Source organism: Enterobacter sp. CPE_E1241, from assembly GCF_045618265.1.
Taxonomy (GTDB): domain Bacteria; phylum Pseudomonadota; class Gammaproteobacteria; order Enterobacterales; family Enterobacteriaceae; genus Enterobacter; species Enterobacter adelaidei.
This window is the reverse complement of record NZ_JBIWYV010000001.1, coordinates 2,507,786-2,519,628: the sequence shown is the minus strand read 5'-3', so window position 1 is coordinate 2,519,628 and position 11,843 is coordinate 2,507,786. Positions and strand designations below refer to the sequence as shown.

The 11,843-nt window shown below is 50.8% G+C and carries 12 protein-coding genes and 2 pseudogenes; 6 read left to right on the top strand and 8 right to left on the bottom strand.

The genetic code is table 11. The features are described 5' to 3' along the window. Positions 1-44: 44 nt before the first annotated feature. Positions 45-281: a tautomerase family protein gene (locus ACJ9Y9_RS12210; protein ID WP_028018891.1), complete on the top strand. Its 237-nt coding sequence runs from the start codon at positions 45-47 to the stop codon at positions 279-281. A 95-nt stretch (positions 282-376) separates the two neighbouring features. Here ACJ9Y9_RS12210 and ACJ9Y9_RS12205 read toward each other — a convergent pair whose 3' ends face one another. Next, positions 377-1,855, bottom strand: coding sequence for a PLP-dependent aminotransferase family protein (locus tag ACJ9Y9_RS12205; protein ID WP_028018892.1), 1,479 nt, complete (start codon positions 1,853-1,855; stop codon positions 377-379). Positions 1,856-2,003: 148 nt separating this feature from the next. Between ACJ9Y9_RS12205 and ACJ9Y9_RS12200 the strand changes: the two genes are divergently transcribed. Further along, positions 2,004-2,459 carry a GNAT family N-acetyltransferase gene (locus ACJ9Y9_RS12200; RefSeq protein ID WP_028018893.1) on the top strand — a complete coding sequence of 152 codons (456 nt, stop codon included), beginning with the start codon at positions 2,004-2,006 and terminating at the stop codon, positions 2,457-2,459. 54 nt (positions 2,460-2,513) lie between these two features. Here ACJ9Y9_RS12200 and ACJ9Y9_RS12195 read toward each other — a convergent pair whose 3' ends face one another. Then, on the bottom strand, positions 2,514-2,813 hold the full coding sequence (locus tag ACJ9Y9_RS12195) for a helix-turn-helix transcriptional regulator (RefSeq protein WP_028018894.1): 300 nt from the start codon (positions 2,811-2,813) through the stop codon (positions 2,514-2,516). A 159-nt stretch (positions 2,814-2,972) separates the two neighbouring features. Here ACJ9Y9_RS12195 and fusA point away from each other — a divergent pair, with 159 nt between their 5' ends. Beyond that, positions 2,973-5,075, top strand: coding sequence for an elongation factor G (gene fusA, locus ACJ9Y9_RS12190; protein ID WP_028018895.1), 2,103 nt, complete (start codon positions 2,973-2,975; stop codon positions 5,073-5,075). A gap of 40 nt (positions 5,076-5,115) precedes the next feature. Here fusA and ACJ9Y9_RS12185 read toward each other — a convergent pair whose 3' ends face one another. The 3 genes from ACJ9Y9_RS12185 to ACJ9Y9_RS12175 form a co-directional block, all read right to left on the bottom strand. Continuing rightward, the gene (locus ACJ9Y9_RS12185; RefSeq protein WP_108089822.1) at positions 5,116-5,568 is read right to left on the bottom strand and encodes a DUF3828 domain-containing protein; all 453 of its coding nucleotides are present in this window, start codon (positions 5,566-5,568) and stop codon (positions 5,116-5,118) included. Between the two features lies 1 nt (position 5,569). Further along, on the bottom strand, positions 5,570-5,929 hold the full coding sequence (locus ACJ9Y9_RS12180; protein ID WP_028018897.1) for a hypothetical protein: 360 nt from the start codon (positions 5,927-5,929) through the stop codon (positions 5,570-5,572). Positions 5,930-6,055: 126 nt separating this feature from the next. Beyond that, positions 6,056-6,628: a flavin reductase family protein gene (locus ACJ9Y9_RS12175; RefSeq protein WP_028018898.1), complete on the bottom strand. Its 573-nt coding sequence runs from the start codon at positions 6,626-6,628 to the stop codon at positions 6,056-6,058. A 108-nt stretch (positions 6,629-6,736) separates the two neighbouring features. Between ACJ9Y9_RS12175 and nhoA the strand changes: the two genes are divergently transcribed. After that, positions 6,737-7,582 carry an N-hydroxyarylamine O-acetyltransferase gene (gene nhoA / locus ACJ9Y9_RS12170; RefSeq protein ID WP_028018899.1) on the top strand — a complete coding sequence of 282 codons (846 nt, stop codon included), beginning with the start codon at positions 6,737-6,739 and terminating at the stop codon, positions 7,580-7,582. Positions 7,583-7,619: 37 nt separating this feature from the next. Here the strand turns inward: nhoA and ACJ9Y9_RS12165 are convergent. Next, positions 7,620-7,940 (bottom strand): annotated as a pseudogene (locus tag ACJ9Y9_RS12165) (LysR substrate-binding domain-containing protein); the annotation flags it as partial. Between the two features lie 45 nt (positions 7,941-7,985). On the opposite strand from ACJ9Y9_RS12165, the pseudogene ACJ9Y9_RS12160 reads away from it, so the two are divergent. After that, a pseudogene (locus ACJ9Y9_RS12160) lies at positions 7,986-8,126 on the top strand (MFS transporter); the annotation flags it as partial. 177 nt (positions 8,127-8,303) lie between these two features. Here ACJ9Y9_RS12160 and ACJ9Y9_RS12155 read toward each other — a convergent pair. Both ACJ9Y9_RS12155 and ACJ9Y9_RS12150 read right to left on the bottom strand, forming a co-directional pair. Next, a complete protein-coding gene (locus tag ACJ9Y9_RS12155; protein ID WP_050482943.1) occupies positions 8,304-9,272 on the bottom strand; it encodes an alpha/beta hydrolase in 969 nt (322 codons plus the stop codon). Between the two features lie 311 nt (positions 9,273-9,583). Beyond that, complete coding sequence (locus ACJ9Y9_RS12150) at positions 9,584-10,159, bottom strand: TetR family transcriptional regulator (protein WP_028018901.1); 576 nt, start codon at positions 10,157-10,159, stop codon at positions 9,584-9,586. 115 nt (positions 10,160-10,274) lie between these two features. Here ACJ9Y9_RS12150 and ACJ9Y9_RS12145 point away from each other — a divergent pair, with 115 nt between their 5' ends. After that, positions 10,275-11,762 (top strand): MFS transporter, encoded by a 1,488-nt coding sequence (locus ACJ9Y9_RS12145; RefSeq protein ID WP_028018902.1) that lies wholly within the window; start codon positions 10,275-10,277, stop codon positions 11,760-11,762. Positions 11,763-11,843 lie beyond the last annotated feature (81 nt).

The window sequence follows — 11,843 nt, the reverse complement described above, 5'->3', positions numbered from 1 at the left end:
TAATCTAAGTATGATTTTTAGACCTTGCTTATAGGGAGAATACAATGCCTTTTGTAAATGTACAAACGATTAAAGGGATCATGAATGCCGAGCAGAAGAGCGAGCTGTTGCGCCGAATGACGGACTTAATGGTGGAAATCGAAGGGAAAGGGGATCCGGAGTTCCGGCGCTCGGTCTGGATCCGTATTGATGAGCATGACCCGGAGCAATGGAGCCTGGGGGGATTACAGCCTACCGCTGAAATGATTGCGAAGAAATTCGCGTCGACGCAGGCGTCCTGATAAGAGGCCGGGAGGGACACAGTATCTCCCGGTGAAACCTTGTTTGCAGCCGGGTTCGCCCGCAACGAGTTTCGACCGATGGACAGTCGACAGCTTCAAACAAGACGGAAAATTGCGGCCAGTTTTTTGACTGCGTCTTCTATTTCCCTCTCCGTATAAGCGGCAAAACCCATCAAAAAACCGCTGGTCAGGGGTTTGTCTGCATATAAACTGGTAAGCCCTAATATATCAACATTTGCGCGACGGGCGGCGGCGGCAATCTCCTTCTCGGAGATCCCGTGCCTGAGGTGACAAGGCATCTGCATTCCACCTGTTGGTATTACGCACTCAACATAATCAGAAAGATACTCATCCATCAGACTGGCCAGTTTGTTGCGGCGAGTAACATAAACGCTACGCATCTTGCGAATATAGGCACCAAAATGCCCTCCCTCCAAAAATTTCGCCAGCGTCAGTTGGGATATTGAGGCGGTATGGCCGTCCATTAATGTCCTGGCCATGGTCATCGACTCTACCAGTTCTGAGGGAACAATCATGTACGCAATACGTAGCCCGGGGAACAGGGACTTTGTGAAAGTCCCGATATAAATTGTCCGGTTGTAAGCATCAAGCCCCTGAAGACAGGCCATAGGCTTCCCTTCATAGTGAAACTCACTGTCGTAGTCGTCCTCAATGATCCAGGCGGAGTGACGATTTGCCCAGTCAATGACAGCCAGGCGTCGGTCAAGAGAGAGCGTCACCCCGGTAGGATATTGATGAGAAGGCGTAAGGTAGATAGCCCTGGCAGGACTGGTCAGAGCATTCAGCGCGTCAATTGAGATGCCTTTATCGTCAAGAGGAACCGGAAGACAGCGCAGTCCGGCAGATTTAAACGCTTTGTATGCTCCTTGATAGCAGGGATCTTCAATGGCAATGCCATCCTCTGCGTCCATCAGCACGTGGGAACAGAGAGCAAGCGCCTGCTGAGAACTTGTCAGAATGATGATCTGTTCAGCCCTCGCACGCGTCCCGCGCTCAAGATTGACATATTCCGCGATTGCTCGCCGTAGGCGTTCCATGCCCTGTGGAGGGCTTTGCTCTAATATCTGGTGTTGATATTCCTTAAGAACCTGCCGCTGAAGTCGCTCCCAGGTTGGAATGGGAAACATGCGCGTCTCGGGGATACCCGGTGCCAGTGGGCGGGGCGAGGAAAATTCGCGGATCCCGCCACTTTCATAGATGATCTTTCCACGAGCGCTGAGTTTTGCCTTTCGTCTATCAGCGGCAGGATGCTGCTGCCGGGAATGCGGTTTTAAAAACCGTGCGCTGGAAGAGACAAAGCTTCCTCTGCCTGTTTGCCGCTCAATAAAACCTTCTGCATGCAGGCTGGAATAAGCTGCTTCAATCGTATCCCGGGAAACACACAGTGAACTCGCCAGCGCGCGTGAAGCGGGAAGGGCCTTACCGTGAGATAAGATCCCTTCCAGTATCAGTGTCCGTATCGCTCTCTGGATCCTTTCATGCAGGGGCAGCGATCCGTTGGAAGGATCAATAATCCATGCCTTAACCGTTTCAAGTTGTGCGTGCTTAAACATCTTTTTCCACTCTCCCTCGTGTGGCCTCCATTATAAAACAACACGGCAAAATTGGTCTGCTTCATTTGCGGAAATTGGTGGGGCTAAACGTGCCATTTAGCGCATACACTCATCCCGAAACCGTGAATGAATAAACAAAGAGGTTGTTATGAATAATACGATTGTGACCATTGAGGCTGTTCAGGAAAGTGATTACGAGAGCTGGATACCACTGTGGGGTAAATATCAAGAATTTTATAACGTCGATCTCTCCGGGGTAGTCACTCAGCGCACCTGGCAACGATTTTTCAGCCCTATTGAGCCACTATTTTGCTTAGTGGCAAGATATAACGGAGAGGTGGTGGGTTTTGCGCATTATCTTTTCCACCGTTCAACCTGGGCGGAGAGCGATTACTGTTATCTTGAAGATTTATATGTTTGTGATGCCGTCAGGGGCAAACACATTGGTAAACAATTAATAGAATATGTTCAGCGAGAAGCCAGAAAACATCATGCTCGTCATCTTTACTGGCATACACATGAAACCAACTACCGCGGGCAACGATTGTATGACTGGGTCGCGAAAAAAAGCGGCATGATTGAATATCGTATGCACGTAAGATAAATCCCTTCGCTGACGTGATGCCCCCTCAAATGTTGACGGGGCGTTTTCAACCTATTATTTAGCCTGTAACAGTATGTCCATCAGCCCCGGGAAACGGGCATCGAGATCGTCTCTACGCAAAGAAATCATATTCTCTCGTCCCTGCTGACGTTGCCAGATCACTCCGCTGTCACGCAATACGCGCCAGTGATGTGTCATTGTGGACTTCACCACATCTTCCGGGCGTAGTGCGTTACAGCTTAGCTCGCAACCATCGGCCAGCCTGCGGATAATTGACAGCCTGAGCGGGTTGCCGAGGGCAAACAACACATTTTCCAGCAGTATCTGTTCAGTTTCGGGGTGGTTTTGGATCATCGTTTTCCTGCGTCTGGTGTCAGATTGAGCTATATCAACAATAGGTCAATCGTTAAAAAATAGTTCGATAATACTCGTACAATAGGACTATTATAGCAAACGAACGAATACACGACCATCCTGGTCGTCACAACCTGTCTTACTGACTAAGGAAATATTATGCCCCGACCCATCCCCCTCGAACGTTATCGCAACATCGGTATCTCCGCGCATATCGATGCCGGTAAAACGACCACCACCGAGCGCATCCTGTTTTACACCGGGATGAGCCACAAACTGGGTGAAGTACACGATGGCGCGGCAACAACTGACTGGATGGCGCAGGAGCAAGAGCGCGGGATCACCATTACGTCCGCGGCCGTGAGTTGCTTCTGGCCGGGTATGGACAGAGGGTTTGAACCGCACCGGATCAACATCATCGACACCCCGGGGCACGTGGATTTCACCATTGAGGTGGAACGTTCCATGCGTGTACTCGACGGTGCCGTGATGGTGTATGACTCCGTTGGCGGCGTTCAGCCGCAGTCCGAAACCGTCTGGCGTCAGGCGAATAAATATCACGTGCCGCGGCTGGCCTTCGTTAACAAAATGGACCGTCCGGGTGCCGATTTCTTCCGCGTCGTACGCATGATGCAGGAACGTCTGAAAGCGAACCCAGTACCGATTGTTATTCCGGTTGGCGCGGAGGAACACTTCACCGGCGTGGTGGATCTTATCAAAATGCGTACCATTTTGTGGGACGATGCCACCCAGGGCATGGTGTTCACCTATGCGCCCGTGCCGGATGATTTACTGAGTACCGCGAAGGAATGGCGGGAAAAAATGGTCTCTGCGGCGGCGGAAGCCAGCGATGAGCTCATGGATAAATATCTGGAAACCGGCGATCTGGACGAGGCGGAAATCATCAGAGGTCTGCGTATTCGCACTATCTCGGGTGAAATCCAGCCTATGCTGTGCGGCAGCGCGTTCAAAAACAAAGGCGTGCAGCGCATGCTCGATGCGGTCATTGAGTTGATGCCGTCACCACTGGATGTGCCAGCCATTGATGGCGTGGATGAAAAAGGCCAGCACGCTGAGCGTCATCCCAGTGATGATGAGCCGTTCTCCGCTCTGGCATTCAAACTGATGAGCGATCCGTACGTCGGGCAACTGACCTTTATCCGCGTTTACTCTGGCGTGCTGCGCAAAGGCGACGCGGTGTATAACCCGGTGAAAGGGAAGAAAGAGCGCATCGGGCGTATTGTGCTGATGCATGCCAACGATCGCCACGAGGTGGATGAACTGCGCGCCGGTGATATCGCGGCCTGCGTTGGGTTGAAAGATGTGACAACCGGTGACACGCTCACCGATCCGAATGCCGTCATCACGCTTGAACGCATGGAGTTTCCGGATCCGGTTATCTCCCTTGCTATCGAGCCGAAAACCAAAGGCGATCAGGAGAAAATGGGGATCGCGCTGCAGCGTCTGGCGGCGGAAGATCCCTCTTTCCGCCTGCATACTGACGAAGAGTCCGGCCAGACGATTATCTCCGGGATGGGTGAGTTACACCTTGAGATTATCGTCGACCGCATGAAGCGTGAGTTTGGCGTCGAGGCGAACATCGGTCGTCCACAGGTGACCTACCGGGAAACCTTGCGTAAAGCGGTGAAGGATATCGAAGGTAAGTTTGTCCGTCAGTCCGGCGGTAAAGGACAGTACGGTCATGTGGTACTGAGCCTCGAACCGACAGAACCAGGCAGCGGATTTACGTTTGAAGATGCCACCAAGGGCGGCGTGGTGCCGCGCGAGTATATCCCGTCCGTTGAGAAAGGGCTTCGGGAAGCGATGAACAGCGGCGTGCTGGCGGGGTATCCGGTAGTTGATGTTAAAGCGACCCTGACGTTTGGTTCGTATCACGATGTCGACTCCTCGGAGATGGCGTTCCGCATGGCGGCGATCCTCGGATTTAAAGAGGGCGCTCGCAGGGCGGATCCGGTGATTCTTGAGCCGATCATGCATGTCGAGGTGGAAACACCGGAAGAGTACGCTGGCAACATTATGGGCGATCTCTCTTCTCGCCGTGGCATGGTGCAGGGGATGGAAGAGCAGTACGGAAGCCAGATTATTCGCGCTGACGTGCCGCTGGCAGAGATGTTTGGTTATGCCACCACGCTGCGCTCGATGTCACAGGGGCGTGCGACGTATACGATGGAGTTCCATCATTTTGCGGAAGCACCGCGAAATGTTGCGGATGAGATTATTTCACGACGTGCGAAGAGTTAATTAATTGCACATGGTAGTCGTTGGGCTACCATGTGTTTTTCTATTTGAGATGTTCGTTGCGCTGAATTGCTTGTCCTGAAACAGACTGAATCTTCCAGATACCTTTTTCTTTAACCATACAATCGATGACCGTATATTCCTCTTTCTTCCCGAACGACACATAAATATTGGTGCAAACGGGATCGTATTCGGATGAAACCACAGTCACATTATCTGCCCAATCTTCCTCAATATCCTGCGACTTCAGAAAGAAATCAGCATCATAAAACTCTTCATCAGCAAAGCGAGGATCCTGAGCATGACGCAATTTTTTCATGGTGCTTGCTGTGACGTATTTATTTATTTCAGCATTGTCCGTGATGGGGAATTTGTTTGCAGCATATTGCGCAATGTACCATTTATTGAAATTTAACGCTGCTTTTGCCGCATTATCACTATAGCCTGCGCAGGCCGAGTAGGTTATTAATAAGGAAAGAATGGGTATGATTTTCATATCAATAATGCCTGCAAAGCTGATAAGAAGGGTGGGATTTTCTATATCCTGAACCAGGATACATAGTACGTTGCGCGAAGTCGCTTAGCCATTGATGGCCATCATAAATACAAACATGACCATCTGGATGGTTTGCTATGGACTGTATAACTACAACATCGCCTAACTGCGGGGCTCCGATAACTTTTTGGAACCCAACCTGAGACAAAGTTAGACCCATGTTCTTTGCCGAACCTATTCCATGAATAGGCAAGCCGCCAGCAATTATCGCGTTTTTCACAAAAAGCTCACACTTTCTGTGACTTTCTCGATAAACATGATTTTTGGCATATTCAACAGCGGCATATTTATTCCATGACATTGATATTTCCTTATTGAGAGATCGCTAATGCAACAACTTTGGAAATATCCTCCGTTTTACCACGTCATGGTAAACTTAAAATGCCATAAAAATTTAATATAATTCAGTAGGATATAATTAATTAAATCAATCCAGCGCCTTCACTATCTTCCCGCTAGCCACAAACGTCCCCGCACCAAGATGATGCAGCGTATTCAGCTTATCTCCGTCAAACTGCCAGCGTCCGGCGAAGAACGCGCGTTCATCGGCTGCGGCAGAAACCACTTCACCAAACAGCGTGTCATATTTTTCAGCCGCTGCGGTCACCGGGAGTAAACGACACTCCATCCATGCCAGACATTTTTCTTCAATGACGGGCAAACCGAGTTCCGGACCGTTCACCACCGGGATCCCGTAGCAGTTAAATTTGTCTTCATCGCGCCCGCTAACGCTACCGACTGCCCAGGTCCAGTTTGCCGCCGCCACGCCGGGGATAACGATGCCGAACATCCCACTGTGTTCAATCAGCTCACGTGACCAGGTACTTTTATCCACGACGATCGCGATACGCGGCGGTTCAAACTCAACGGGCATTGACCATGCGGCGGCCATAACGTTGCGTCTGTCGAGGCTTTCATCCCGACTGGTGATAAGCACAGTAGGGCCGTGGTTTAGCAGACGGCTGGCATGATGTAATTCAACGGGGCGAAAGTAACTCATAGGGTCTCCTCATGTACAACGATGAGTATGACGAAAAAGCACGTAAATCAAAGTGGGCGCGTAGAATTAGTTTATAAACAAAACATCACTATCAAAGGAAACTGATGCATGTCCCCATTTCTGACTGCCTATTTCGCCCGTATCGGCTGGAATCAACCGACCGGGGTTAATATCGACACGCTGCGCGCGCTGCATTTACACCACAACTGTGCGATCCCTTTCGAGAATATTGATGTCGTCCTGCCGCGTGAAATCCATCTTGACGATCGGTGTCTGGTCGACAAACTGCTAACAGCGCGACGTGGGGGATATTGTTTTGAGCAAAATGGCTTATTCGAACGGGTGCTGCGCGAAGTCGGTTTTACGGTACGCAGTGTGCTCGGGCGCGTGGTATTAGCAAATCCACCACAAATGCCACCGCGAACACACCGCCTGCTGCTGATTGAGCTTAACGGTGAGCGCTGGATTGCGGACGTAGGCTTTGGCGGACAGACGCTGACGGCGCCGATTCGGTTGCTCGCTAACGAAGAACAGACAACGCCGCACGGGGCGTATCGTTTGCTGAGCGAGGGCAATGACTGGGTATTGCAGTTCCGGCACCACGAGCACTGGCAGTCGATGTACCATTTTGATCTGACGACGCAATATTTCAGTGATTATGTCATGGGCAACTTCTGGTCAGCACACTGGCCGCAGTCGCATTTCCGTCATCATTTGCTGATGTGCCGCCACTTGCCGGACGGTGGCAAGCTGACGCTGACCAACTTCAACTTTACCCACTGGCAGAATGGCCATGTGGAGGAGCAGATCCATCTTCCTGATGCTGCGGCGCTGTATCAACTGATGCAGACGCGTTTTGGGTTGGGCATTGATGATCCTAAGCACGGCTTTTCACTGGCGGAACTGACAGCGGTGATGGCAGGGTTTGAAACACATCCACAGGCAGGGAAATAAGGTGAAAAGGGGCTAACGCCCCTTTGCCACATAAGGCTTACAGCTGGGTAAACTTGCTGATCCACGGGCTGTTTTTTTCACCAGACCACAGTTGAACAAGCATGTCTCTGAATTTTTCCGCCGCCGGGCTGAGAGGCGTTTCCCTGCGCTGTACAAGGCCTAACGTGCGCCGTATGACGGGTTCAATCAGCGGCCGACTGACCAGAATATGATGCTCATCGGCCGGCATAGCCAGGCTGGGAACGACAGAGACCCCGAGACCCGCTTCCACCATCCCCAGTGACGTTGAAAGATGTCGAACTTCATAAAACCAGTTAGGCTTCCACGCCATTTTCTCAAACGCCTGATCGATAAGCATTAAAAAAATTACATTCTGTAACTTAACTATAATACTGAGGTTATTATGGCGTTAACTCATGCTAACAATACCCAGAGGGCTCCTGATCCTGTAAAAGCCAGTGCGCATATTCGCGTGATTCTGGCCCTGGCATTATCAGGGCTTGCTGAGCTTGCTTCTCTGTTCTTTATTCAGCCACTGCTCCCGACTGCACGTTTTTAGTTCACATGTTCCTCGGCATTCCCTGGTGGGGTTTCCTGATGCAGCACGGCATGCTGCAGTCTTAATTGTCCGATGGCGGCTACGCCTTACCGGATCTGGAACGGATAAAACAGTAGGCCGGGTAAGGCGTAACCGCCACCCTGCACCTGTCACAATTTCCGGCTAGCGTATCAGGATTGTTTTTCCTTCGCCGTCAACCGATCGGGTTGGAATAACATAGCGATCAATGCCAATCAGTGTGCAAAACAGATCTCGGGTAAATACTTTATTTCCGAAATACCACGAATGTGATGGCATTCCTTTAATCCCTGCGGGTTCATCCTGTACGAGAATAGCAGAGTCACTTTCTAGTTTTTCGTAATACTGTGTACAGTCTACATTTATTGCATTTGAAGGTGCGTTCTCAGGAAGACCCACACGCCCAACCCGAGGAGCAACGCCGACACGTTTCACATTCGATATATCCAGAGCCTGGTCACGACGGCTGGAATAATTAGTTAGACGAATACCATGGCGGTAAATAGAATCACTTCGCGGGTCAGGGTTTGACATTACGCTGCTCGATACATCGCCTGCGACGAAAATGATCTGGCTCACTTTCCAAGCACTATTTGGCAGGTTGGTATCATCCGCATCATCAAATGCTTCAGTGAGCACATAAACCCCAGTAGAATGACCCAAAACATGAATATTAATCGGACAGTCGGGTTTTTGTTTTTCTGATACGTAGGAAATTCCTTCTGTCATAAGGCGCATTGCGGTAAGTTTTGCCTTGTGACGGTCAGGTAAATAGGCCAGCGCCTTGTCATCACTTGGCCAGTCAAAGGAAACCACTATTCCTTTAAAACCAATATCAGACAATCCGTTTGCCAAAAGTCTGTGTCGCTCGATCACTTCGCTCTCGCTCATGTTGTAACCATGCACAGAAAAAAGTAAATCCCCTCGCTTTTCGCCTTTCTCGTTTTTCCACTGTGCACCTTGTATAACTTGATCAAACCATTTTTGTTCAGGAATGGCATGGTCGGGACTGGGGTCCTCTCCATCAGGAACAACCAAATAGCTTGTTCCACCAATATCGGAGGTAAATTTACCTCTTGATGCTTTACGAACAGACATAACATATGAAGGCATGATTTAATCCCACGTTGAGTAAAAAGTTATCTTTGTTTGTAATGGAGGAAATCTATTCTAAAATTGTCTGATTCACTTTGCGGTTAAATTTTCCTTTTTATTGGAAGGGCAGTATGAAGTGTATATGAGAACGCAAGTGATTTAGTGCAATATGTTTCTTTTGTTAAGGAATTTGAGGTGGCTCGCATTATTTCTGATTTTGTGTTAAATATTCATGGCTTGAATGTGTGTGAAAGGATGTCTGCGCAGATTAAGAACCTGTACTCTACAGCAGGCTCTTAATGTATGGGTTAAATAACGTCTAACGATGATTAATTCAATTCAAGGTCGATCAATTTATCGAGATGCCTATTAAACGCGGCTTCGTTCATTTCGGGCATGTTTAAGATATACATCCCGTCCAGACCGCACACCAGACCAATCAAGCGCCAGGCGATATTTTCCGCTCTATCGCCAGGACGAAATACCCCGGCCTCCGTTCCCGCTTTGATTAGCGCCACCGTTTCCTGGTGCCACATTTCCATGGTCATAATATAGGCACCCTTAATGTCAGCATCGCGGTTGGCCAGGATCTGCGCTTCACGCCACAGGCGAATGTAAGGTTCAAACCTGCCATCATCACTCCCGAGCATGGCATGAAGCTGCTCCCGCCAGCCAGCCTGTTTGCCGACGACATCTGCATCCAGCAGTTCACGGATCAAGCGAACAAAAGCCAGCGATTTTAGCTCCCCGCCGGAGGTAAAATGATGGTGAACCTGTCCGGTCGCGACCCCGGCTTCAGCTGCAACGCGGCGTACCGTCATTGCGGCCAGTCCTTCGGACAGCGCCACGCGCATGGCGGCCTGTAAGATTTCTTCCCGCCGTTCATCCTTGCTCAGATATCGCATTTCGACTCACTCTCAATAGGAATGAAACGAGTGTAACAAAAAGCTGGACACGCGTTCAACTTTACGTAGGATCGCATTCTGGACATGTGTCCATGATTTAATTAAAAGGAAATTTATGTTTCGTCAGTGGTTAGCGTTAGTGATTATCGTGCTGGTGTATATCCCGGTAGCGATCGACGCAACGGTGCTGCACGTGGCGGCGCCGACATTGAGCATGACGCTGGGGGCCAGCGGCAATGAATTGCTTTGGATCATCGATATTTACTCGCTGGTGATGGCGGGGATGGTGCTGCCGATGGGGGCACTGGGTGATCGTATTGGTTTCAAACGGCTGTTAATGATCGGCAGTACGTTGTTTGGTTTGTCATCGCTGGCGGCCGCGTTTGCCCCGTCTGCTGGATGGCTGATTGCGGCGCGCGCCTCGCTGGCGATTGGTGCGGCGATGATTATTCCGGCTACGCTCGCGGGTATCCGCACGCTGTTTACTGAAGCGCGGGATCGTAATATCGCGCTTGGCGTCTGGGCGGCTGTGGGGTCTGGTGGCGCGGCATTTGGTCCGCTGATTGGCGGTATGCTGCTCGAACATTTTTACTGGGGATCGGTGTTTTTAATCAACGTACCCATTGTATTGGTCGTGGTTTCGCTGGCCGCACGTTTTGTGCCACGTCAGCAAGGTCGCCCGGAACAACCGCTTAATATTAGCCATGCCATCATGCTAATCGCGGCGATTTTACTGCTGGTCTACAGTGCGAAGACCGCGCTAAAAGGCGTCCTGGCACCAGGCGTCGTCGTGTCCGCGCTGGTTACCGGCTCGGTGCTGCTGTTTATCTTCGTGCGTATTCAGCTTCGCGCGCGCGTGCCGATGATCGACATGCGTCTGTTCTGCCACCGCATCATTTTGAGTGGCGTGGTAATGGCGATGACTGCGATGATTGCGCTGGTCGGGTTTGAGCTGCTGATGGCCCAGGAGCTGCAGTTTGTTCACGGCTTTACGCCGTTTGAAGCGGGGATGTTTATGCTGCCTCTGATGGTTGCCAGCGGTTTCAGTGGGCCGATCGCCGGTGTACTGGTTGGACATCTGGGGTTACGCATCGTCGCCGCTGGCGGAATGGGGCTGAGTGCCGTCAGTTTTATTGGTCTGTCGCTGCTCGACTTCAGCACCCAGCAGTGGCAGGCGTGGTGCCTGATGGTGCTGCTGGGCTTCAGTGCTGCCAGCGCGCTGTTGGCTTCAACCTCAGCGATCATGGCTGCTGCGCCAAAAGAGAAAGCCGCTGCAGCAGGAGCGATTGAAACCATGTCGTATGAACTGGGTGCCGGTCTGGGGATCGCCATTTTTGGTCTGCTGTTGACCCGCAGCTTCACGGCGTCGATCGAATTGCCACAGGGGCTGAGTGCTTCTCTCGTCGACAAAGCGTCGTCATCCATTGGTGAAGCGATGAAGGTGGCGCAGGATCTGACACCCACGATGGCGGAAACACTGATTGAAGCAGCGAAAAGCGCGTTTATCACTTCGCATAGCGTAGCGTTGGGGAGTGCTGGGGGAATGCTGCTGTTGCTGGCCGTTGGCGTTTGGTTTAGCCTGGCTAAGGTCAACCCGCGGTAAATAGATCCGGAAAACCAGGTTTATGGTTGGCGTCAGTGGGGCAGATGCACTATGTTTTTTAAAGGATTATCTGACTCTTGC

Bases quoted from the DNA above. Each gene is read 5' to 3' on its own strand.
- ACJ9Y9_RS12195 (WP_028018894.1), bottom strand. From the start codon at position 2,813: ATGATCCAAAACCACCCCGAAACTGAACAGATACTGCTGGAAAATGTG.
- ACJ9Y9_RS12145 (WP_028018902.1), top strand. From the start codon at position 10,275: ATGTTTCGTCAGTGGTTAGCGTTAGTGATTATCGTGCTGGTGTATATC.
- fusA (WP_028018895.1), top strand. From the start codon at position 2,973: ATGCCCCGACCCATCCCCCTCGAACGTTATCGCAACATCGGTATCTCC.
- ACJ9Y9_RS12205 (WP_028018892.1), bottom strand. From the start codon at position 1,855: ATGTTTAAGCACGCACAACTTGAAACGGTTAAGGCATGGATTATTGAT.
- ACJ9Y9_RS12175 (WP_028018898.1), bottom strand. From the start codon at position 6,628: ATGAGTTACTTTCGCCCCGTTGAATTACATCATGCCAGCCGTCTGCTA.
- ACJ9Y9_RS12185 (WP_108089822.1), bottom strand. From the start codon at position 5,568: ATGAAAATCATACCCATTCTTTCCTTATTAATAACCTACTCGGCCTGC.
- ACJ9Y9_RS12150 (WP_028018901.1), bottom strand. From the start codon at position 10,159: ATGCGATATCTGAGCAAGGATGAACGGCGGGAAGAAATCTTACAGGCC.
- ACJ9Y9_RS12155 (WP_050482943.1), bottom strand. From the start codon at position 9,272: ATGCCTTCATATGTTATGTCTGTTCGTAAAGCATCAAGAGGTAAATTT.
- ACJ9Y9_RS12210 (WP_028018891.1), top strand. From the start codon at position 45: ATGCCTTTTGTAAATGTACAAACGATTAAAGGGATCATGAATGCCGAG.
- ACJ9Y9_RS12200 (WP_028018893.1), top strand. From the start codon at position 2,004: ATGAATAATACGATTGTGACCATTGAGGCTGTTCAGGAAAGTGATTAC.
- ACJ9Y9_RS12180 (WP_028018897.1), bottom strand. From the start codon at position 5,929: ATGTCATGGAATAAATATGCCGCTGTTGAATATGCCAAAAATCATGTT.
- nhoA (WP_028018899.1), top strand. From the start codon at position 6,737: ATGTCCCCATTTCTGACTGCCTATTTCGCCCGTATCGGCTGGAATCAA.